26 protein-coding genes and 2 pseudogenes are annotated in these 22,503 nt (G+C 39.5%); 27 read left to right on the top strand and 1 reads right to left on the bottom strand.

Annotated elements, in window-relative coordinates; translation table 11 throughout:
* Window positions 1-9: 9 nt before the first annotated feature.
* The 8 genes from E7303_RS06155 to E7303_RS06120 all read left to right on the top strand — a co-directional run bounded on the left by E7303_RS06155 (window position 10) and on the right by E7303_RS06120 (window position 7,482).
* Window positions 10-1,035 (top strand): hypothetical protein, encoded by a 1,026-nt coding sequence (locus E7303_RS06155; protein WP_292144320.1) that lies wholly within the window; start codon window positions 10-12, stop codon window positions 1,033-1,035.
* Window positions 1,036-1,084: 49 nt separating this feature from the next.
* On the top strand, window positions 1,085-2,890 hold the full coding sequence (locus E7303_RS06150) for a hypothetical protein (RefSeq protein WP_292144319.1): 1,806 nt from the start codon (window positions 1,085-1,087) through the stop codon (window positions 2,888-2,890).
* Window positions 2,891-2,896: 6 nt separating this feature from the next.
* Window positions 2,897-3,817, top strand: a complete 921-nt coding sequence (locus E7303_RS06145; protein WP_292144318.1) for a hypothetical protein — start codon at window positions 2,897-2,899, stop codon at window positions 3,815-3,817.
* Between the two features lie 24 nt (window positions 3,818-3,841).
* The gene (locus tag E7303_RS06140; RefSeq protein ID WP_292144317.1) at window positions 3,842-4,933 is read left to right on the top strand and encodes a protein kinase domain-containing protein; all 1,092 of its coding nucleotides are present in this window, start codon (window positions 3,842-3,844) and stop codon (window positions 4,931-4,933) included.
* Window positions 4,934-4,935: 2 nt separating this feature from the next.
* Window positions 4,936-5,388, top strand: coding sequence for a hypothetical protein (locus tag E7303_RS06135; RefSeq protein WP_292144316.1), 453 nt, complete (start codon window positions 4,936-4,938; stop codon window positions 5,386-5,388).
* Between the two features lie 153 nt (window positions 5,389-5,541).
* Window positions 5,542-5,865 (top strand): helix-turn-helix domain-containing protein, encoded by a 324-nt coding sequence (locus E7303_RS06130; RefSeq protein WP_292144315.1) that lies wholly within the window; start codon window positions 5,542-5,544, stop codon window positions 5,863-5,865.
* 4 nt (window positions 5,866-5,869) lie between these two features.
* Window positions 5,870-6,526 (top strand): hypothetical protein, encoded by a 657-nt coding sequence (locus E7303_RS06125; protein WP_292144314.1) that lies wholly within the window; start codon window positions 5,870-5,872, stop codon window positions 6,524-6,526.
* Window positions 6,527-6,546: 20 nt separating this feature from the next.
* Window positions 6,547-7,482: a zinc ribbon domain-containing protein gene (locus tag E7303_RS06120; RefSeq protein ID WP_292144313.1), complete on the top strand. Its 936-nt coding sequence runs from the start codon at window positions 6,547-6,549 to the stop codon at window positions 7,480-7,482.
* Between the two features lie 1,568 nt (window positions 7,483-9,050).
* On the opposite strand, the pseudogene E7303_RS18150 reads toward E7303_RS06120, so the two are convergent.
* Window positions 9,051-9,368, bottom strand: a pseudogene (locus E7303_RS18150) (alpha/beta hydrolase family protein); the annotation flags it as partial.
* A gap of 379 nt (window positions 9,369-9,747) precedes the next feature.
* On the opposite strand from E7303_RS18150, the gene E7303_RS06110 reads away from it, so the two are divergent.
* From E7303_RS06110 to E7303_RS06020, 19 genes and pseudogenes are all read left to right on the top strand, one after another.
* Window positions 9,748-10,560: an AraC family transcriptional regulator gene (locus E7303_RS06110; RefSeq protein WP_292144312.1), complete on the top strand. Its 813-nt coding sequence runs from the start codon at window positions 9,748-9,750 to the stop codon at window positions 10,558-10,560.
* Window positions 10,561-10,685: 125 nt separating this feature from the next.
* Complete coding sequence (locus E7303_RS06105; RefSeq protein WP_292144311.1) at window positions 10,686-10,871, top strand: hypothetical protein; 186 nt, start codon at window positions 10,686-10,688, stop codon at window positions 10,869-10,871.
* Window positions 10,872-10,874: 3 nt separating this feature from the next.
* Window positions 10,875-11,189: a TIGR04076 family protein gene (locus E7303_RS06100; RefSeq protein ID WP_292144310.1), complete on the top strand. Its 315-nt coding sequence runs from the start codon at window positions 10,875-10,877 to the stop codon at window positions 11,187-11,189.
* 86 nt (window positions 11,190-11,275) lie between these two features.
* Window positions 11,276-12,364: a macro domain-containing protein gene (locus E7303_RS06095; RefSeq protein WP_292144309.1), complete on the top strand. Its 1,089-nt coding sequence runs from the start codon at window positions 11,276-11,278 to the stop codon at window positions 12,362-12,364.
* Between the two features lie 115 nt (window positions 12,365-12,479).
* Window positions 12,480-13,757 carry an ADP-ribosylglycohydrolase family protein gene (locus tag E7303_RS06090; protein ID WP_292144308.1) on the top strand — a complete coding sequence of 426 codons (1,278 nt, stop codon included), beginning with the start codon at window positions 12,480-12,482 and terminating at the stop codon, window positions 13,755-13,757.
* A 2-nt stretch (window positions 13,758-13,759) separates the two neighbouring features.
* Window positions 13,760-14,434 carry an SIMPL domain-containing protein gene (locus E7303_RS06085; protein WP_292144307.1) on the top strand — a complete coding sequence of 225 codons (675 nt, stop codon included), beginning with the start codon at window positions 13,760-13,762 and terminating at the stop codon, window positions 14,432-14,434.
* Complete coding sequence (locus E7303_RS06080; protein ID WP_292144306.1) at window positions 14,431-14,877, top strand: BRO family protein; 447 nt, start codon at window positions 14,431-14,433, stop codon at window positions 14,875-14,877. Before E7303_RS06085 ends, E7303_RS06080 begins: the two co-directional genes overlap by 4 nt.
* On the top strand, window positions 14,874-15,695 hold the full coding sequence (locus E7303_RS06075) for an AAA family ATPase (protein ID WP_292144305.1): 822 nt from the start codon (window positions 14,874-14,876) through the stop codon (window positions 15,693-15,695). The genes E7303_RS06080 and E7303_RS06075 overlap by 4 nt, the downstream gene beginning before the upstream one ends.
* A gap of 278 nt (window positions 15,696-15,973) precedes the next feature.
* On the top strand, window positions 15,974-16,591 hold the full coding sequence (locus E7303_RS06070; RefSeq protein ID WP_074892158.1) for a hypothetical protein: 618 nt from the start codon (window positions 15,974-15,976) through the stop codon (window positions 16,589-16,591).
* On the top strand, window positions 16,578-17,486 hold the full coding sequence (locus tag E7303_RS06065) for a nucleotidyl transferase AbiEii/AbiGii toxin family protein (protein WP_292144304.1): 909 nt from the start codon (window positions 16,578-16,580) through the stop codon (window positions 17,484-17,486). Before E7303_RS06070 ends, E7303_RS06065 begins: the two co-directional genes overlap by 14 nt.
* 242 nt (window positions 17,487-17,728) lie before the next feature.
* The gene (locus E7303_RS06060; protein WP_292144303.1) at window positions 17,729-18,004 is read left to right on the top strand and encodes a type II toxin-antitoxin system prevent-host-death family antitoxin; all 276 of its coding nucleotides are present in this window, start codon (window positions 17,729-17,731) and stop codon (window positions 18,002-18,004) included.
* A gap of 1 nt (window position 18,005) precedes the next feature.
* Window positions 18,006-18,287, top strand: coding sequence for a type II toxin-antitoxin system RelE/ParE family toxin (locus E7303_RS06055; RefSeq protein ID WP_292144302.1), 282 nt, complete (start codon window positions 18,006-18,008; stop codon window positions 18,285-18,287).
* Between the two features lie 176 nt (window positions 18,288-18,463).
* Complete coding sequence (locus E7303_RS06050) at window positions 18,464-19,267, top strand: cyclophilin-like fold protein (RefSeq protein WP_292144301.1); 804 nt, start codon at window positions 18,464-18,466, stop codon at window positions 19,265-19,267.
* A gap of 21 nt (window positions 19,268-19,288) precedes the next feature.
* Complete coding sequence (locus tag E7303_RS06045) at window positions 19,289-19,879, top strand: sce7726 family protein (protein WP_292144336.1); 591 nt, start codon at window positions 19,289-19,291, stop codon at window positions 19,877-19,879.
* Between the two features lie 17 nt (window positions 19,880-19,896).
* Complete coding sequence (locus E7303_RS18010) at window positions 19,897-20,643, top strand: YdcF family protein (protein WP_334298569.1); 747 nt, start codon at window positions 19,897-19,899, stop codon at window positions 20,641-20,643.
* A pseudogene (locus E7303_RS18065) lies at window positions 20,625-20,762 on the top strand (VOC family protein); the annotation flags it as partial. The gene E7303_RS18010 and the pseudogene E7303_RS18065, both read left to right, overlap by 19 nt.
* A gap of 21 nt (window positions 20,763-20,783) precedes the next feature.
* Window positions 20,784-21,197 carry an EamA family transporter gene (locus tag E7303_RS06030; RefSeq protein WP_074892142.1) on the top strand — a complete coding sequence of 138 codons (414 nt, stop codon included), beginning with the start codon at window positions 20,784-20,786 and terminating at the stop codon, window positions 21,195-21,197.
* A 14-nt stretch (window positions 21,198-21,211) separates the two neighbouring features.
* Window positions 21,212-21,547, top strand: coding sequence for a hypothetical protein (locus E7303_RS06025; protein ID WP_074892164.1), 336 nt, complete (start codon window positions 21,212-21,214; stop codon window positions 21,545-21,547).
* Window positions 21,548-21,572: 25 nt separating this feature from the next.
* Window positions 21,573-22,040, top strand: coding sequence for an HD domain-containing protein (locus E7303_RS06020; protein ID WP_292144300.1), 468 nt, complete (start codon window positions 21,573-21,575; stop codon window positions 22,038-22,040).
* Window positions 22,041-22,503 lie beyond the last annotated feature (463 nt).

The raw sequence follows: 22,503 nt of genomic DNA, 5'->3' as shown, positions 1-22,503 counted from the left end.
GGAATAATTATGCCGTTACCATTATTATTTATCGGAATCGCTGCAGCCACAGGTGGTCTTGGCGTGGGAAAAACTATCAAGGCAGGTGTTGATTCATACAGTGCCAGTAACATAAACAAAAGTGCTAATCAGATTGTTGAGGAGTCAACTAATTATATCAACGCACAGCGCATGGCTTGTGGAGATTCTCTTAAACAGCTTGGAGAAGAAAAAGTATTTATTCTTAACAACAATATGACTGAGTTCCTGGATACATTTACAAAGATCAAGAATGTAGATTTCAGAGAAACCGAAGGTTTACTTGAACTTAGCAAATTGAAAATCGATGAGCAGGATTTTGTAGAGCTGAGGGAACTTGCTAATTTTGCCATTTCATTGGCTGGAGGAAGTGTAGCAGGAACTGCTGGTGGTGCACTAGCAGCATTCGGAGCATACGGCGCAGCACAGGCACTTGCCTGCGCCTCAACAGGTACTGCAATTGCTTCTTTGAGCGGAGCGGCAGCTACTAATGCTACGCTTGCCTTCTTCGGAGGTGGATCTTTAGCAGCAGGAGGTATGGGAATGGCAGGTGGAGCTGCTGTTCTGGGTGGACTGGTTGCTGGACCTGCATTATTAGTAATGGGCTTTGTTGCTGGAGCAACAGCCAAGAAGAGCCTTGAGCAGGCTAAAACAAATCAACTAGAGGCAATACAACTTGCTGAGCAGCTTGATACAGCAGCAAAACAGTGCGAAGCAATCCGTAGAAGAACATATATGTTCCACAACCTGCTGGCTAGATTGGATTCATATTTCTTGCCATTCGTTTATAAGATGGAAGACATTGTTAAGAATGAAGGAGATGACTATAGTAAATACTCAACAGATTCAAAGAAGTGCATTTCTTCTTGTGTAAGTATTGCGATGAGCATCAAGGGAGTGCTGGATACGCAGATTCTTACTGATGATGGACTGCTTACTGATGAATCACATAATACGGTGGTAAATACTGAAGAGTTCATAAATGGAGTAGTAAGGCTTGAAAACAAATCGGCCTAAGTGAAGGGAATAATAAAAGATACTATTAGGTGAATTAGAGGTGAAGCGAATGAAAAAAAGACTTTTGACTATTGTGACAGCATTTCTTCTTAGTATGGTAATGTTTTCGGGAGAAGTGATAAGTGCATTCGCTACAACTGATGAAGACAGTACAAATGGGTCATCAAGTAGCAACACAAACTCAGCATATAACTCGATGTCAGATAAACAATTAAGTTCATTATCTATGCTTAATTACATTACTGTACTATCAAAGGAGATAAATGCGTCCTCTAACAGTAAGGTATACCTGGATAATGCGTATTCTGATATTGTGAATAATGTTAATCCTAATGCTGTAGATGAAGATACAATGTCTGAGATTAAGCAGCTTTTAAATACCATTTATGCATATCAGAGTATTGAGACAAAACGTGAAAGACTTGAGTATATGTATGAACAGAATCAGGCTAATGCTATTCAAAAAGCCTTGCCAAACCCAATGAGCATTCTGAACATTGTTCAGTCAGGAGACCCATTAAAAGCGGTATTGTCTGTCGTTTATATGGCTGTAGATGCCAAAACAAGTTATACATCGTATTTAAGTGAAGTGGAGAATAAATACTTAGAAGATGGATGGGCTTTGGATGATGAAGCAGCAGGGAATCTTCACGAAAGTCGAAAGGAAGCCTTTTCATATATGGTGGAAATGTGCCAAAAACATGGGCTAGATGGTAATTTGGCATTGAATGAAAAGTCAGTAGATAACTTTGTTTCTTGGGAAAATAATTCAAACACAACGCGCAAGATAGATTTTTTTGAGCAGAGTGAGAAGACATACCAGGCTTATGGCAAGTACTGGCTTGTGCTGGCAGAATGCTATTATGATCAAGGTGAGTATGCTAAATGCATCAGTTCTATAGATAAGTATAAGTCTATGAAAATCGATACATTTAGGAAAGACCATGATCTAGCAAAGGCACTATCAATTGCTCTTGACGCTGCTAGACATGAGTATTCAGGATCCGCGTATGAAATAATTGCAAACCGTTATTTATCTGAGATGTTAAATAACATTGAAATTGAGGATTGGGCGATTAAGTACTTAGCAGCTCAAGCGTATATGGATTTATATGCTAAAACAACCGACGAGGATTACCTTCAGAAGGCTTATGATTTGATTAAGCAGAATGTAAATCTTTTAATAGATGAACAACAGAAAAAGAACAAGGAATACCTGGCAGATGTAGTAAAACAAACGGAGAAAAAGACAGATTCAAAAGCCAGAAAGAAAGAGATTAAGGATTATAATAAATGGCTTGAAGAAGAACGAAAGGTTGAGCTTCCACCAGTATATCAGCCACTGGTAGTTAATTGTGAATTGTTGTTTGGACTTGCAAGACAGTTAAAAATTTCGGAATCAGAAAAGAAAAAAATAAATAACATGTTACATTCTGGAGATTCCCCTCTTTTTTTGGTGTCGCCTTTAGAAGAATTATATTGGTTTGACCATGCCACGGATGAAAAGACAGTAGATGTTAAGTTTAATGGTAAAAATGTTGAGATACCAGCAGAGTACTTAAGTTTAGGAACTAATATAAAGGTTGTTATATCAGATAACGGGGCAGAGACTATATACGAAGATTGGAATTTGAGTGAAGTTGAACGAGGCACAAAGGGCAAAATTGATACATTCAAAGGTGTCTATACAAGTAAGAGTATAAAGAAACAGAAGTATTCCAACGGAATGGTGGCAAAAATTATAATTGCACCATCTTCTGAAAGTACTTATAAAGGTTCTGAGTATAAATTTGAAGCTAAGGTGTCTAAAAAGGCGTTTGTGCTTGATGATGTTACGTTTACCATGGTGAAATAGACGAATATGAGAAGAAATAGATTTATAGTCATGCTGATATGTGTTTGTATTCTCTCGTTTATGAATATGATTATGTGTTATGCTCATGATTCCGCGGAGGAACACAATAAAGAACTTGAAAAAGTCCTTTTTGAAGAGGGATTCTCAAAATACAAATCAGAGGATGTAAAAAAATCAGTACAAGCAATAGAATACGCATCGTACTTGGCAATAGACCAATTTAAAGGGGATGGAAAGGACAAGTATGATGTGCTAAAAGGCATGAATATGGGTGGATTGCCATTATCATTTTCATCCATTGATTACTACGAAGATTTGACTGGAAGCACTAAAAAAGATGGAAACAGAGTGCAAATATCAGCCCAAAACCATAGGAAGTATACTCATCAAGGGTGGGAGATGGAGTTCCAAAATAAGGATGTAAATCAGTTTATGGAGAAGCGAAGAAATGTCCTTTTGGGTACCGTAAACTCTGTGTTTGGGTTTAGGAAGGTTACTCTGTTTGTAGGATATGACGAAAAATGTAAAAGCTTGGCAGGAATCATATACTATGTTCATATTCTAGGCGATTATGACGAGGCTGATAAGTACACAAAGATTGATGTTTTGCCTCGCTTAGCGGGTAATATGCTTAAGGATCCAAATAAAGAGGCAATGATTCCATCATTAAAGAAATATATAGAAGTGTTGTTTTCAGATCAGAAAACGGACGAAAATTACAAAGATTTGATGAACGGTCTGGAAAAAATTGAGAAAGAGGCATTTAAGATAGAGGATACAATCGGTGGCGTGAATTCCGATGAAGAATTTGAAAAATATCATGAGTATGCAAATGAAGTGTTGGAGCTACTGATAAAACATATGCCAAAATTGCTGAAAAATGAGAAGTTTTTTAGCGATGTTTTTTACGCTGATAGAGCAGCGTAAAAGTGCGATTATTATGGTGGGCTAATGGAGTTGTTTAATTATTTTAAAAGAGAAAATGATAAAGATGAATCGTTAGAATCTTTTGACGACTCCTACGAATACTGCCCGCACTGTTACGCCAACCTCACTCTCCAAAAGGGCTATGATCCTTCTCTGAAATACTGGGAGTGCAGGGGATGTGGCCAGATGCTTATCAATCCGGAAGTAGAAGGAGATATTGTTTGGATCTGCGATGAATGTGGATCTGTCATGAATGAACAGCCGGGATTTTCAGAAGACTGCGGAAAATGGAAGTGCACTCATTGCGGCTATGAGAATAAGATTGATGTAAGTGAATTATATGCTTCTGAAGATGAATTCCAGGCTGATAAGCGGAATCCATACAAAGGATTATCCGATGCAGATGTCCTGGAGCTCTCTATGTATCAGGAAGAGGAGGCTATCGAAGGAAAAGATAACATCATTCTTGTTAGACATAGGGAGACTGGGAAGCGATACATTAAAAAGCTTCTTACTATCTACAACAAGAGTGTATATGCTTACCTTATGGAGCATCCTATTGAGCGTATGCCACGCATCATCGATATATATGAGAGCAGCAACTGCCTGATAGTCATTGAGGAGTTTATTCTTGGACTGAACCTGGAGCATATACTTGAGAAAGAAGGCACGATATCTGAAGAGAAAGCTGTTGACGTTGCTCTGTACATCTGCGATATCCTGAATGAGCTGCATAATCTTCCGACGCCAATCATCCACAGAGATGTAAAGCCATCAAACATCATTATTACCATAGATAGTGAAGTGAATCTGTTGGATATGAATGTTGCCAAATGGTACGATCCCGAGAAGACGGATGACACCAGGTACATGGGAACACAGTACTATGCGGCGCCTGAACAGGTTGGGTATGGTCTGACAGCATCCTCGGCTAAGGCAGACATTTATGCACTTGGAATGCTTCTTAATGTGATGGTCACTGGCTCTTTTCCGAAGGAAAAACGTGCCTCAGGAGAACTATGGAATATAATCGAGCGTTGCATCAGCCTTAATGCTGAGGACAGATATACAGCAAAAGAGCTGCATGATGCACTCTTGGAAGTTAAGAGGAATTAACGTTGCAAAAGAAATCAACAAATGAACTTAACAATCTTCTTGAAAATATGAAGCCGGATCAGCTTGATTCATATCTTAAAGATAACAGCAAGTACATGGCTGATGAGAAAAAGGCATTTTACTATTACATGAAAGATGTCCTGGATGAGAAGAACATCAAGCTTAAGGATGTATACTCTTTTGCCGGAGTCACTGAATCCTATGGCAGCAAGATTGTTACTATGGAAAAACATACAAAGGACAGAGATCTGATCATCAGGCTTTGCCTGGCAGGGCATTTTAACTGGGATGAAACCAACAGAGCATTGAAATTGTATGGACTCAGCGAACTGTATGCAAAGGATCCCAGAGACGCTTGCATGATAGTTGCCGTCAACAACCGCATTTTTGATATGTACGAGATAGATGAGATGCTGATGAAGCAAGGGCTCAAGAAACTTACAACTGAAGAATGAAGGATGATGATTTTCCCCACCATTTTGGTGGGGATTTTTCTTTGCCCAAATTGATATTGTATTAATAGGAATCCGGTACGAGCTTACGCAACGTAAACAAAAAGTAATTTGATAAGGGGAAATACAGTACCTACCATATAATAGGAGAGTTTCATGGAGCAGAGATTAAGTTTAGGGCAGTATATATCGGCCAGAAGAAAACATATGCGACTGACCCAGGAGGAACTGGCAGATAAAGTTGGAGTCTCAAAATCAGCAATAGCCAAGTGGGAGACAGATGGCGGTCTACCGGATAGGGATAATCTTCGGAGAATTGCGGAAGTGATGGATGTTTCCGTAGATGATCTTCACAGGATCATTGAACGTGAAGGCATGAAAAACGCTGATTTTAATGTGAACATTACTCCTGAAGTAATTGCAGCCCTTGAGTCATATGGCTACAAGGTAATAAGACCGGGAGAGAAAGAAGAGAGGTGAGGGTATGGCAATTCAGTTTATATCCATTAAATGTCCGGATTGTGGGGCTGAGTTATCAATAGATAATTCAAGAGAATTTGCTTTTTGCTCTTATTGTGGAGCCAAGGTCATGGTTCATAACGATAATGAGCATATTTATCGAAATATTGACGAAGCCAGGATAAAAGAAGCTGAGACGGAACGTATACTAAGACTTCGTGAACTGGAACTTGAAGAAAAAGAGAGTAACCGTGGAAGAAAATCTACGCTGGTTGCCTATGGTGTGGCATTAGTATTTGTTCTTGTCGGAGCAATCATTTGCATATTTGCTCCTCTTGGCGGCATGTGGGGAATCATAATTGGTGCATATATAGCGATGTTTACTTACATGAAGAGTGATGACAAGAAAAAGAAGAAGTCCAAGTATGTCAGCCCCAATGATGCCATCATCACAGCACAGATGCTGGATTGTTCAGGGAAAAATTATAATAGCGTGGCTATGATATTCAGGAGTGCCGGCTTTACCAATGTTAATTCACTGCCGTTGGGAGATCTTGGACTTTTCAACCAGCGAAAGAATGGTCAGGTTGAAACTATAACAATCAATGGTAACGAGGAATTTGAAGAAGGGGATATTTTTCCGAAGAATTCGAACATCCTTATAACTTATCACAGTAAATAAGAGAAAGAGAGGGTCTTATTATGGCTTTTTGTATGAATTGTGGAAATGAAGTACCGGATGGAACAAAGTTCTGTCCTAATTGTGGAACGCAGGTGGGAAGCAGTGTTACACCTGATAGGGTTGCGGAAACTCAAAATGTTCAGCCGCAAAGCAGAGAACCAGTAGCTTTTCAGCAGAATACTTATACTCAGCAGCCGCCTGTCCAGGAGCCACAGCCATCAGGTTTGGATAAGTTTGGAAAGTTCTTTGGGATTATCCTCCTGATCCTTGCTATATTGGACTTCAGCTCTGATCCTGCTATTCTGACAATCATTTTGTCAGCAGGAATTATTGCAGGATCGATTTTCTGCCTTAGTAGGAGGTATAAGCTTAAGGGTTTTACCATCATTGCGCTTATACTGGCCGCATTCTGCCTTGTTGCCGGAGTTGGACAGGCTAAGAAGTATGGACTGTTTACAATGCCACCTGAGGAATATGCTTCAAGCTCTACAACGAAAGAGGAAGAGAAGTCTGTTGATGAAGAAAAATCATCCAGTACTGTTGAAAGTAAGACCGAAACAAAAGAAGAGACTGCAATTATCAATGAAGAAAAAGCAGTTACTGGTGAGAAAGTAGATGAAGCAGCTGAGTCGAGTCAGGAAGAACAGAAACAGGAGGAACAGCCACAGGAAGTTCAGGAGAAAGAGCGGACAAGTGGTGTTGATCCAGACCTGAAAGCTTTTCTGGATAGCTATGAAGAATTTGTGGATCAGTATGTTGAGTTTATGAAGAAGTATAACTCTGATCCCAACAATATGGTCTCTATGCTGGGAGAGTACGGTGAAATGATGCAGAAGTATGCTGATTTTGCAGAAAAGATAGACAAGTATGATTCAAGCAGCATGTCTACTGAGGATTCCAAGTATTACATAGAGGTAACTACTAGATGTGCGCAGAAGATGTTGGAGGCATACTAAATCAAGAGACCAAATAAAGGACAATACGCTTCTGTATGATAAGGAAGCTCAACTTATCTCTAAAAATGGCAAGATTTATTATTTGCCATCGGCGTGAGGGCTTTTTGAAAGCAATAAAAGAACATGTAGAAAGCATATAGTAACTGCAGCTTTCTACATGTTCATTTTTTTTAGCCATTAATAAGGCCAGTGTTCATAGCTACTTGAGTGACCTGCATCATAGTGTATATCATACCTATGGTAAAGGCACCAAGATAAATATTTCCATTTTCCTTGAAATACTTTCTTGTGATGATTGTTGCAGCTGGAACAAGTACAACAAATGGGAACAGATTATGTGTACGCATGGCATTGAAGGTAAATGCTCCAGTATTAATATAGACAATATACTGAATGGCAAGAAGCAATACGATACCACATGCATTTGCAAGGCAGCTCACAAGTGTTACGACCCAGTCTGGTCTTCCATCAACGCGGTTTCCACCATTTACCATGATATTGTTAACAAGGTAGAAAATAATAAATGCTGGTACATAAGCAATCCAGTAAAGGACTTTGTTGGCATTGAAAGTTCTCATTGCGATAAGCCAGAATCTAAAATCTGTTGTAAAGAAGAAATCTGCTACGAATACGATCAAATATACTGTGAGGAATGTAATAAATGCGAGCAGTAAACTCTTAAAGAAGTTACCAACAGATATCTTTATTCCCCAGGTTTCAGGTGTTGCACCATCTTTTTTGCTAAACACAAAGTAGTTGATCAGGAAAACAATGAGGATGCATGCACCAGAGATTAAAGCCCATGCAGCTATTTCATTTGTTGATCCTTCACCAAACCAACTATTTGCTGTTGCCGGAGCAAACGATTCTTTTCCGATAAGATTGTGCATTACCGGCATTGCAAGTGCTGCTGGAAGAAGCATATTAATACAAAAGAATATCCAATAAATAACCTTGCTCTTTGCTGTTGTCAGGGCTGGAGCAGGAGGGAGTTCTTTATCAGCACGAAGACTTGAGAAGAATGGTACTGCGTCCATGATCCAACATGCGAATGGGAATAAGAACAGGAGCATACCTATAAGTCCAAGGAGATTAAAGAGCTGTTTGATAAGCCATACCTGATTGTCTGGACTAATATTTTCATGACCATCAGGGGTTCCAAGTGTATTATAAAAGAACTCAATTACATCATGAGAAGTATTACGTGAGAATACATTTTGTGGATGTATTTCAGGATTCTGGTAATATACACGTGATACGGTTTTACCATTTATCTGACCGGTATAGTATTTTCCTTCTTCAACAGGTCCCTGCGCACTTGGATCAGCCTGACGAACAAAATTAAGTGCGGCCTGACTTTCAAGTATATGCGCCGGATCATTATTTGTATCTTCCTGACGGAAGAAATACTCATCATATTTGCCTGCGATTACTCCCCAATTGCTGTCGGCATAAACTGGGCCGTCCACACCATCGAATTCCCAAGCTTCATAAGCGGGATCATAACCGATTTCGAGAGCTGCGGCAATTTTATTCTCTCCGCCTTTATAACCTTCCTCTACATAGTGCTGTAATGTGCTCAGTATGATTGCTGCTCCCATAGAATGACCGCAGATACCAATTTTGCTTGTGTCAATGTTGTCCATGTTAGCACAGGCATAATCAATAAGAATCTGAACATTAGCAAAATTAAGAGCCGGATTGTTAACCATACCACGAGGAGTAGATGATCCGTGCCCAAGAGCATCACCTGAAATAACAATGAAGCCACGTCTTGCAAGCTCTACCATATTCATGTCTTGCATTTGCAAATTGTGTTGACTACCGTGTTGAAGGACTACAAGAGGTAATTTGTGATCGGCAGTAGCATCTTTTGGAATATACATTTGTGCATACAAAGTATCATCATTGCTGATAACAAGGTTAAGCTTTCGAATTTCGACCTTTCCCCCTGCGGTCTGAATTAGGCTTGACCCTATAATGCTGATAACCATGCAGCATAGAGCAATTATTAGCCATAATCGATTTTTCTTTTTCATGTTTTTTCTTCCTTTCCCCACATTATCTTTTTTCATATGCTTTTTGAACGAGGATAAATATCAAAATATATCCTCGTTCACCCCATGTGTGTAACTATATTGTGTCACTAGCCAACAGTGAATTAAAGAAATCTATTGTCATTTTATAGACATTATTTGTCTCAAATCTTGTAAGTAAAAGAAGATAGAACTAAAATTAAAATATACTCACATGGAGGTATTTCTCATGCTTGCCAATTTTGAACATCTTGCTTTTGACAAAGGCTTGCATATCTATGTAAACAAATTTCTTAATCTTCACAAAAATCCGCACTGGCATTTTGAAACTGAGCTTATAGTATGTACCTGTGGGAAAGCGAAAGTAATTTTGGAAGGTAGAGTTTATGAATTGACACCAGATTACTGTCTCTTTTGCTATGGAGAGAGCATACATAGTATCGAAAGCGATGAAGGGACCACTATATACATAGCTCAATTTGAAAAGAATCCGGATCATAATAGTAAGGATTACCGTTTTAAGACCCCATTTATTAAAGACCGATACCATATTAAGGATAGGATTTTGAAAATCTATGATGAGTATCAAAACAAAGGATTGTTCTATGTAGAGTTGATAAATTCTATCACAACTGAACTTATGGTAGATGTCATAAGAAACGAAGAAATGATCCAAAAAGACAGTGAGCATTATTTTGCTGTGGTCAGATATAAAAGACTTTTGTCAGAGATAGATAATCATTATGATACTCTTTCTTTTCATGATGCTGCATCATTTATGAATATGTCTGACGCATATTTTTCCAGGGCATTTAAGACGATGTCTGGCATGACTTTTTCTCAATATCTAAATGTAATACGTATAAGTCACGCTATAGACCTTTTGGAATCAGATCCTGATATGTCTTATAATGAATTGCTTGCTGAGACAGGATTTAATACCATTAGAAATTTTAACCGTGTGTTTAAAGGCATAACAGGTTATTCTCCAAGACAGATACCATCAGGTTATGTTCTTCATGTTAGATCGCTAAAGACATGATTTTTCCACAGAAATATTATGAAAGAAAAATAAAGCAAATACAAGTGGGATTTCATATAATGATAAAAAGGGTTGTTATAGGAAAGGATGATGGCTTGTGTTATGAGGAAGGATTTTAAGAAGATATGTGGAAAATAAAGCAGATATTTGATGGGGATTATGGCTGCGAGGAATTACAGTCGGGACAGAAGCCTAAGGTATCAGTTACTCTTGTGGATGATGCTGGGAATGAGAAACTTGTGTCAGTTGAAGATGACTGGCTTACGGAGAATGGACTGGACGTTGGCTCTGAGTGGCCATTAAAGGTGTGAGATATGAAGAAGGTTAGAATCACGGTTAAGAAGATTGCCAAGTATGAGGATCTTATGGCAGAGTATGAAAACCCAATAGAACATGCTTGTTTCATGAAGCTCGGACAGACTTTTGTCTGCAATGGATGGGAAAGACCGGAAGGTTTCTGTGAAAGTGCATGGGAGACAGTTTCGCCTTTTGTGATGACATTAGCCCATGGCGGAGAAAACTTTTATGATGGCTGGATGAAGAATCCTAAGTCCGCGATGATTTCCTGTAATGACGGATTTAGGCCAGTGAGTTTCTTGATTGAGACGATGGATGAGGATAGTGAGTAATGGTGAAAAATGTTTTTAGAATGCCAACGCCTGTGAAAATAATAGGGCGGACATCAACAATTACGAATGCATTTGTGGAGGACTAAATGCCATTTCAAATTATCAGGAATGATATTACAAAAGTAAAAGCAGACGTCATAGTAAACACTGCTAATCCAGAAGTAGCTATTGGTGGTGGCGTTGATTCTGCCATATATAAAGCTGCAGGGGAAGAGGAGCTTCTTGCTGAACGAAAGAAGATCGGAAGACTTGAACCTGGTGAAGTAGGTATTACTCCGGCATTTAATCTGAATGCGAAATACATTATCCATGCCAGCGGCCCATGGTGGGAGGGCGGCGATAAAGGTGAGTTCGATGTACTTAGAAGCTGTTATGAGAAGTCCTTGAATTTAGCCTTGGAGAATGGCTGCAATAGTATTGCTTTTCCACTTATCGCTACCGGAGTATATGGGTTCCCTAAGGATAAGGCGCTTCAGATAGCGACATCTGTTATACAGCAGTTCCTTTTTGAACACGAGATGTCTATTATCCTGGTTGTGTTTGATAGAAAAGCTTTCGAATTATCCGGAAAGGTCTACTCTGATGTTCAGGGTTATATTGATGAGAACTATGTGAAGCGCAGCTATCATCGAGAATACGGCGACAGAGGTGTAAGGAACGCAAGACTACGTGCAAGATATGGTCTTGATGAGATAGGAAGTGTTGATGGATGTGAGACTTGCGCTGATGCAGGAGCTTTAGAGGAATTTGAAGATGGTGCGCCAGAAATGAAACTGATGGCTATGGCTGCACCTGAAGGCATGAGTTTGGATGAACTTTTGGATTCTCCGTCAGAGAGCTTTCAGGAAAAGCTATTCCAACTGATTGATAAGAGTGGATTGGATGATGTATCGGTTTACAAGAAAGCCAACATAACGAAGAAGGTATTTTCCGATATCAAGACTAAGAAGCATTATAAGCCAAGTAAGAAGACGGCCGTAGCATTTGCTATAGCGCTTGAACTTTCTATGGATGAGACGACAGATCTTTTGCAAAGAGCCGGAATTGCCCTATCGCCTAGCAGTAAGTTTGATTTGATAGTTGGATACTATATTAGCCATGGAATATATGACATGATGGAGATAAACCTGACATTGTTTAAGAACAAACAAGAGTGTTTGGGAGCTCTACAATAAAGGATTTTTAAGGAGAAGTGAAAAGTCACCTGGCAAGTGACCACTTCTCCTTTTCGTTTTTCTATACTTATCTCATAACAAGGGAGCAAACAGCGCAAGCGGATAGGAGGCAGATATGTACGGAGCGATTCTTGGAGATATGGTTGGAGCACCTTATGAATTTGACAGAGGTAATAAGAGTAAGGATTTCGAGATGTGGAACAGAAGAGTTCGTTTCACGGACGATACTGTTATGACAATAGCTGTTGCAGATGCAATCTTGACAGCAGGTAAAGATTCCGGAGAAAAAGAGATCAAGGAAGAGCTGGTTAAAAAGATGCAGGCTTGGGGAAAAAAGTATCCCAATTCCGGATATGGCGGAAGATTTGTTCACTGGCTTGGTAGCAGGAAACCCAAGCCATATGGAAGCTATGGTAATGGCTCTGCAATGAGAGTTTCATCGGTAGGTTGGCTGTACGACACAATTGAAGAGACAAGAGAAGTGGCCAGGTGGACTGCTGAGGTTACGCACAATCATCCTGAAGGAATCAAAGGGGCTGAGGCAACAGCGGCAGCGATATTCATGGCAAGGAACGGAGCAACTAAGAATGAGATAAAAGAGTATATCGCAAAAGAGTTTTGTTATGATCTGAGCCGCACATGCGATGAGATAAGACCTGGATATCATCATGATGAATCCTGCCAGAAAACAGTACCGGAGGCAATCACAGCTTTTCTTGAAGGATCGGATTTTGAAGACGTGATCAGGACAGCGGTTTCACTTGGCGGAGATTGTGACACGCTTACATGCATTGCCGGCGGAATGGCAGAAGCGTTTTATGGAATCCCGATAAAGATGATGGTGGAAACCTGTGACAGACTTGGAGATGACATGATTGAAGTTTTACAGGCTTTTGATGATATTCGAAATGGGGATTCATCTGATGATACAGATATTGAAGGCAATTCAGTTATCTTTTCTGCGGTAAAAGATTTCCGTGCTGAGACGACACATGAGAATCTTGCAAACGTAGTTCAGGCATTCTGCAGGAGAATCAAGGAAGGCGGTAGGTTCATTGTTCCCGTAATAGCACCGCAGGCATTGACGGAAAAGTTGGATTTGGATCATGTAGCCGTTGGCGATGAGTTCAGAACCGATGTAGATCTTTCCTTCAAGTTTCAGCACATCGAGGACAATGACGGAGCTGTTTGGGCAGTAGCATTCACATCTCGTGAAGAATACGAGAAAGGAGCAGGCTCAGATACATTAGTTATGGATATAGAGCAGCTGCTTGAAGGATTTGCAGGGAATACATCTGAAGCAGGAATCATGATAAATCCTTGGAGCGAGAACTTTTTACTGAGAAAAGACCTTATTAAGGCAATTGTAGAGATATCAAAGGAGGAAAAGTAATTATGGCAAACGAGAGAACGATAAAGGTAACTGGCAAGGGAAATCTTAAGGTAAGACCTGATATGACAAGAATTACAATAACTCTGGAGGGACAGAACAAGGAATACGACAAGACTCTTGAGAAGTCTTCAAATGATACTGAAGCTCTGAAGGATATCCTTGAGAAACAGGGCTTTGATAGAACTGATGTTAAGACTGTTCTGTTCAACGTAGATACCAAATATGAGAGCTATCAGACCAAAGATAAGAACTGGAGAGAGCGCTTTGTGGGCTATGAGTTCAAACATGTAGTTAAGGTGGAATTTGATTCAGACAATACAAGGCTCGGCAAAATACTTTACGCCCTGGCTAACGCAAAAGAAATACATCCTGATTTCAGACTCAGCTATACGGTAAAAGATCCGGAAGCATCCAAAAATGAGCTGTTGGGTAAGGCTGTAGCAGATGCCAAGGCTAAGGCTGAAGTTCTTACTATGGCTGCAGGTGTGAACTTAAAGGATATCAAGAATATTGACTATTCTTGGGGTGAGATTCAATTTGAATATGCACCAATGCGCAGGGATATGATTTGCAATACTGTTATGGCAGCTGAATGTGATGGCTCTTTTGATATGGACATTGAGCCAGATGATATAGAGGTTTCAGATACTGTGACAGTTGTGTGGGAGATTGGGTGATAGAAAAGTTAGGGAACGAGTATGGACAGGAGTTTTGGTATGCAAAGGAACTGCAATATGCCCTTGAATATGCATCATGGGCGAAATTTAAAAGAGTATTAAATAAAGCGAAAACGGCTTGCAACAACAGCGAAGCCAGTATTGATGACCATTTTGCCCAAGTGGGCAAAATGGTTGAGGCGGGAATTGCACCAAAATCAATTGAAGATTATGAACTTTCTCGTTATGCATGCTATCTGATAGTTATGAATGGTGATTCCAAGAAGGCGATTATTGCCCTAGGCCAGACTTATTTTGCGTATGTCCTTTTTATGGGACAACTAATAAATATAATAGAATTAGAGGCTTTGAGAAGCTTTGGAATCGAATGGCTATATGAGACATGCTGTGTGAAAAGTATGATGTCAGGCATAAAATTGAGGAGTTTATTTGAGGAGCTATGATCTATCTTTCAAGCTTTATGTTGAGTAATCGAAAATTAAAAAATCCCAATATATATCCTTACAATGTATTCAAAGATAAAGATATAGAGCCGTTTGTCTTTTCATCAATAACCATTTTGTATGGCAACAATGGCTCAGGTAAGTCCACAATCCTGAATGTAATTGCAAATAAGCTGATGCTAAAGGGGAAGGAATATGCTAATTCTAATTCCTATGGAACTGTAGATTACTGTGGGCAGTTTTCGTATGAGTGTAGATATAGTCTTGCTGATGATGAACGAACTGGCAGAGCGTTTAAGAAAATACCGGACTCAAGCAGGTATATCAAGAGTGAGGACATTCTCTACGAGATCAAAAAGATCGAGCAAAAACGTGTTTTGTCTGAGGGAATGGTTTATGACTATGTCCAAAAAGGCTTAACGAAGGATGAGGCGGAAAAGTACTTGCGAACAAAAGAAGGAAGCAGACAAATCGGCTATATCATGTTTGGACAGGAAAAATATTCAAATGGAGAAACAGCAATTCAGTATTTTGAGGACAATCTTGTTCCGGATAGCCTTTATCTTTTGGACGAGCCGGAGGTTTCTTTGTCACCTGCGAACCAGGTTAGACTTGCGGAAGAGTTAAATAGGATGTCACACCTTTTAGGCTGCCAGTTTATTATTGCAACGCACTCTCCATTTATGCTGGGGACATTGTCTGATGCTAAGATTTACAACCTTGATACACCTGATTGCAGGATAGCAAAATGGAACGAGCTGGAAAATGTGCGATATTTCTATGACTTTTTTAAAGCTAGAGAGCATGAATTTATGTAAAAAGAGGACTTGGAAAAGAAAAGAGTCAAGGAATCTGATGCGCATTTCTGAGGCAAAAGGAACCTTAAAGCAATCAGTAAAAAAAGAGCATTGAAGAAGGTGCATTGATGAATGAGGCAGAATTGCTTAGGAAAGCTAAAGAGAATCGCAAAAAGTGCGATCCTGAAGGGAAGACTTATTCTGCATCTGCAATTAACAAATATTTTACTTGATATAATTCAGTATTGAGCATATTATAAAAGTGAAATGGATAATTTCAAGAATGTGAGGTGAGCAGATTGGTATATGATTATATAATTGAAAATTTTAAAAATGGCGAACCCATATTTTTAAGTGAACTCCCCGGAGAATCCAAAGATTATCTTAGGCAGGAGATGAAAAAGCTTGTAGACGAAGGGAAACTGGAACGTCTGTATAATGGCGTCTATTATCTTTCCTATATTACGATACTTGGAACAAAGGGTAAAATATCGGTTGATAAATATATAGAAAAGAAGTATTTAGAGACTGATGGAAAAGCATCCGGCTACATTACAGGGCTTCAGATGGCTAATAAATATGGCTTTACAACACAGAATCCGGCTTGTTATGAGGTATGCAGTAATGAGGCTAGCACGAAGCAACGAAAGCAGGAAATTGATGGAAACACAATTGTTGTCTATAAACCGGTTGCAGATATTAACGAGGAAAATAAAACGGCACTGCAATTTTTGGATTTAATGTCGGTGATCGACAAATATAGTGAGATCAGTGGTGCGGAGCTAGTGAATAAGCTTAAAAAATACGTTGAAACGGTTGGAATTGATTTTTCCATTGTCAAGAAATATCTGCCATTGTATCCGGATCGTGTATACAGAAATATTTATGATGGAGGTTTGATGGGTGAGTTGGTATAAAGAGTATAAAGAGGAGTGGACGGAAATCATTGAAACCGTTGCTGCAGAAGAACACCGTCAAACACAGATGATTGAAAAGGATACGATTCAGTCCATGATTCTTTTCAAACTTTCAAAGAGTGAGTTACCATTTGTATTTAAAGGCGGTACTTCGTTGTCCAAGGCATATGGACTGATAGACAGATTTTCGGAAGATATAGATTTGTCTATGAACAGAAAGCCTACAGAGTCGGAGAAGAAAAAGACGAAGAAGCTTATTTGCTCTTCTTCAGAAGAATTAGGGCTCGTACTGTCAAACGCGGATGATATCCAGTCCCGGCACAGCTACAACAAATATATCTTTATGTATGAATCGCTTTTTAGCGATATTCCGCTTGAACTTATAGTTGAAACGAGTTTTTATCAGGAAGTATATCCTGTCGAGACTCATGCAGTTGGAAGCTTTGTTGGAAAGTTTTGTGAAAAACGTGGAGTTAAACTACCGATTCCTTTTGAGGAAGCTTTAGTAAATATGCAGGTTCAATCTCTGGAGCGTACGTTTATCGATAAGGTATTTGCTATATGTGATTATCGCCTGCAGGATATGCAGGACAGAGACTCAAGGCATTTGTATGATATAGCAAAGCTCTTGCCGGAAATTAAGATAACACCGGAGTTGGATGCTTTAATTGATGATGTCCGTGATGACAGGATGCAGTCAAAGAACAATCCGGCAGCGCAGCCGGAACACGATATTCCTGCGATGCTTAAGGAAATCATTAGCAGTCGTTTTTACGAATCTGACTATAACAATATTACAAAGAAACTTCTGTATGAAGATGTAAGCTATGAAGAAGCCATTTCCAAGGGAATTGCACAAATAGCGGATATGGATATTTTTAAATATAAAAAATAATCGTAAGATATATATTCAAAAGATAACTAATAGTCATGAGGGCGTATAGACCGGTGGTTTATACGTCTTTTCTTTTGCCTGATGATGAGAGAGCCTATGCAGATATTATTGGGAGAACTGCAACGGAACTGTAACGTTGCGGCTCTTTTTTGGCCTTGAATTCTTCGAAGTATTTTTCGAATAATTTGCTGAAAAAGTGACCTGGAATAATTATAATAAAGTTAAGAAACGGAGGTGATATTATGCCAACAATTGCACCTATTTCTGAATTACGCAATTATGGACAGGTCTTGGATAAAGTGGAAGCGGGTAAACCGGTTTACCTGACTAAAAATGGTCGAGGCGAGTATAGCATACATAGTATAGAGGATGACGAAATTTTTGACAAAGCAAGGGCTATAGTTAAACTCGTCAGTGAACTCAATGCGGGATTCGCTTCTGGAGAAGAGGAAGGATGGATTAGAGACGATGAGGTCGCTGAACATTTTAAAAACAGGCGTAGGAGGCTAGAAGGCTGAGATGGATTATGAAATAGTTTACTCGCCGATAGCTTTAGCTGATTTTGACATTGCTGATAAGTATATTGCCGATTTAAGAAAAAAGCTAAAGAATGTCAGTAAACGGCCTAAAACTGGTGAACGCCTGTATTACGATGATATTTTTACCGGTATTTATTATGTTACCCACAAGAAGTACAGCGCTTTTTATAGAATCAGGGCTGGTCGCATTGAAGTGGGAAGAGTCTTATATAATAGGAGTGCGTACATTAGTCTCGTTATAAAACCTATGAATGAAGAATAAATATAGATGTTTTTGATTTATAAAGGGTGTAGCTCACGTTAACTACACTCTTTTTTGATGGATTAAACTAGCCGTCTCATATAGCGTCGAAGTACTTTTTTGCATATAATTAGGGGAGTTAAAAGTATATGAAGAAAGTATTGATTTTATGGGGTAATGACTGAGGAGACCATTAAGTGAAAAGAAGATATTTAACCCTGGGGATGCTTACGCTAGCAATGGTATTGACGGGCTGTGGATCTAAAACTGAATCGGATGTAACAATTATCGGTAGGGCTGATGGACCGACATCTGTTTTTCTTGCGTCCAAGAACGAAAAAGACAGTTACACGCAGATTGATCAGGAAACAGCAAAGCTGATGATGGATCTTAATGATGGCCATGTGATTGTGGATGTCAGGCGCCAGGATGAGTATGATGAAGGGCACATTCCAGGAGCTATATGTATCCCTAATGAAAGCATTACTGATTCTATGCCATCGGAACTTCCTGATCTTGAACAGATAATTCTTGTTTATTGCAGGAGTGGAAGGCGCAGCAAAGAGGCAGCACAGAAACTTTTTGATATGGGATATATCAATGTCTTTGAGTTTGGTGGAATCATCGACTGGATGGGAGAGGTTGTTACAGAGGAGGCAAAAGAGACAGCTATGACACTTTCTATTGATGGAAAAGAAATGCCGGTTACATGGGAGGATAATGCCTCGGTAAATGAGCTGAAGGAAATCTGCCCTCTCAAAGTAAACATGTCAATGTATGGCGGCTTTGAGCAGGTTGGACCAATAGGTCAGAGCATAAGCCGGGATGATAAGCAGATCACAACAGAGTTTGGGGATATCGTGCTTTATTCAGGAAATCAGATTGTGGTTTTCTATGGTTCAAATTCCTGGGCATATACTAAGCTTGGGCATATTGATCTATCTGAGGAAGAGCTGACACAGCTTCTTGGTAATGGTGATGTTGTTTTAGAGATAAAGTAAGGACTATAGATGAGTAAGGACATTTTTTATGATAAGGATATCCGGGAACCATTGTTTGATTTTCTGGAAGACTCATTTGGAAAAGTGAGGATTCTTGAGGAGAAAAGAACCGGCAGTGCCAGAGCAGACGTCGTCATGATTACACCGGATTTTCTGTACGGCATAGAGATCAAAAGCGATGCTGATACATATGCCAGGCTTGAGAAACAAGTCAAGAACTACAACTGGTACTATGATCGTAACATTATTGTTGTTGGTTCATCACACGCAGCTCATGTAAAGGAACATGTACCTGACTGGTGGGGGATTATCACTGTTGAAGCTGACGAGAGCGGTGCGCCTGACTTTTATGTGATGAGACAAGCAGAGGAAAATCCCAGAGTCAAGGATAAGAGGAAAATCTCCATTCTGTGGAGGACTGAGTTAAATCATCTTTTAGAGAGAAATGATCTTCCCAAATATAAAGAAAAGAGTAAGCTGTTCGTTCAGGAAAAGCTCATTGAAAAAGTTCCCGGTGAAATCCTGTGGAAGCAGGCATATGAGGAATTGTTTGAGAGAGACTATAACACAATAGCGGAAGAAATTGAGACCTATAGAAAGAATCGTAGCTGAGGATATGTTATTGAGATATGAAGAAAAGATTGATATGGTTGTTACTAATTGGAATATGTCTATTGTATTCTGGGAGTATCTATTTTGTGGGAAGCGGAACTTTTTCTTTTGTGATATGGCTTATTGGAGCATTGTTTTTTGGAACAATATTCTGGTTCTCCGGGAAAGATAGATGGAAAAGGGTTCCGATACTAGTGCGAAGGATAGTGAATGTTTGCATAGCGGCTATTATGGTGGCTTTTATGCTATGCATAATTGCGATGATAAGTCATTTTAATGATAAGGGACAGGATGACCTTGATTACATAGTTGTGCTTGGCGCACAGATGAGGAATAGTGGACCGAGCATTATTTTTAAATACAGGCTTGATGCTGCTTATGATTATCTCATACAGAATCCGGATACAGTATGTATTGTTTCCGGAGCTAAAGGGAATAACGAATCAGTAAGTGAAGGAGAAGGTGGAAAAGAGTATCTAGTCTCAAAAGGAATTGTGGAAAACAGAATCATAGCTGAAACGAATGCAGTTGATACAGTTCAGAATATAGCCAATTCTCTTGAAATAATAGGTGATAGGGATGGTCTGACGATTGGTGTTGTGACCAATAATTTTCATGTGTTCAGGGGAGTGCATTTAGCGAGGAAGCTTACAGATAACGAGGTTTACGGAATAGCAGCGTATACAGTTCCTTGGTATCTTCCAAATAATATGGTCAGAGAATGCTTTGGGATTTTTAGGGATCTGAAAAAGTTGATGAGCTGACTGATCGTCTTAAGAATGATGGCTTTGAAGTGGTCAGTGGTCCAAGGACAACTGGCGATGGATATTATGAAAGCTGCATCGTTGCAATTGAAGGAAATCAGATAGAGATTACAGAGTAATGTTAGCGGGGGATAAATGATATGTGGTTTTTGTTTGCAATTCTATCAGCAGTGTTTGCTGCACTGACATCAATACTTGCCAAGGTCGGCATTGAGGGAGTTGATTCTAATCTGGCTACAGCGATAAGGACCTGTGTTGTGGTGGTAATGGCCTGGGTTATGGTGTTTATTACAAGTGCTCAGGGCGGTATAAGTTCGATCAGTAGAAAGAGCTGGATCTTTTTGATTCTGTCAGGACTTGCTACAGGAGCGTCATGGCTGTGTTATTACAAAGCGCTGCAGATGGGTGAAGCTTCAAAAGTAGTGCCTATTGATAAGCTGAGTGTAGTAATCACGCTGGTGCTGGCATTTGTCTTTTTACATGAGGAGTTTACGGCGAAGTCTTTGATCGGATGTGTGCTTATTGGAGCAGGGACACTGATAATGGTAATTTGATGGAGGAAAATGACATGCAGGGGAAATATCCGGTAATAACATTGTGCGGAAGCACTAGGTTTAAAGATCAGTTCATGGAAGCACAGAAGAGGCTTACTCTTGAAGGCAACATTGTCATCAGCGTAGGCTTGTTTGGTCATTCCGGAGATCAGGAAGTCTGGGAAAACATGGACGAGGGAACGCTTACTAAGACAAAAGAGATGCTAGATGACATGCACAAGAGGAAAATCGATATGGCAGATTCCATATATGTAATCAACGTTGGAGGCTATGTGGGAACTAGCACTAAGAGTGAGATTGAATACGCGATAGCACACGGTAAAGAGGTCAGATACCTGGAAGAACCATAACTCATATACAGGATAAGGGGGCTTTATGAGTAGATTAAAAGACTTAAGACAGTATGTTGATAAGAAGCTTAACAAGATGGAAGACGAGGATAAAAGGACAAGTGCAATAGCGCATCTTTATGGTGTATCGCTTGCTGCGCAGATGATTGCCAAGAAAAGAGGCCTGGATCCGGAGCTTGCGGCTATGGCTGCCATGCTTCATGACATGCATGCTTATAAGACCGGCTCTTATGACGACCATGCTCATCTTGGTGCCGATTATGCCAAAAAGATCCTTACAAAGCTTGAACTGACAACACCTGAGGAGACAGACATTATCTGCTCAGCAATATATCACCATGATGATAAGCTGACTGTAGACAGTCCTATGGATGAAGTACTCAAGGATGCGGATGTAATCCATCATTGTGTGAACGACCTTTCCAAGCCAATCAAGGAAAAGGAGCAAGCAAGGTTTGACAGTTTAATGAAGGAATTTGGAATGACTAAGTAGAAATGTGAAATAAGGTTAATTAGGAACACTAGTTATGTATATCACTTTGATGATTAAATTTCCATAACTATCAATATTAGAATAGTTATGGAAATAATGTAAGGGAGCTTGCTCAGATAGCGCTAGCAACACTATTCCTATGTACTCAGAAGTATTACTCAGAGGGTGTCAGTGGCGCCGTTAAAGGGTAACAACAACTTAAAACTCCTATTTGCGAATGGATGTTTCTGTTTTTTGAAGCATCCATTTTTATTGTGTAGAAGCTTTGAATAAAGGCGCTTCGGTTTTCTTAATGACTTTGATTTTTAAATGATGCCACTGCTTTCATAATATGTGTTAATAGCAGAAGACTACGTGCAAGATATGATCTTGATGAGAAAGGATGTTAATTGAGAGATAATAAGAGGAACAAGTATAAGGAGTATTAAATAATGGAATGCTGTACGATAATGATGTAAAAAAT

The sequence above is a fragment of the Butyrivibrio sp. genome (assembly GCF_015056685.1).
Lineage (GTDB): Bacteria > Bacillota > Clostridia > Lachnospirales > Lachnospiraceae > Butyrivibrio.
Note: the sequence above shows the minus strand (reverse complement) of the source record. Positions and strands in the feature narration are given on the sequence as shown.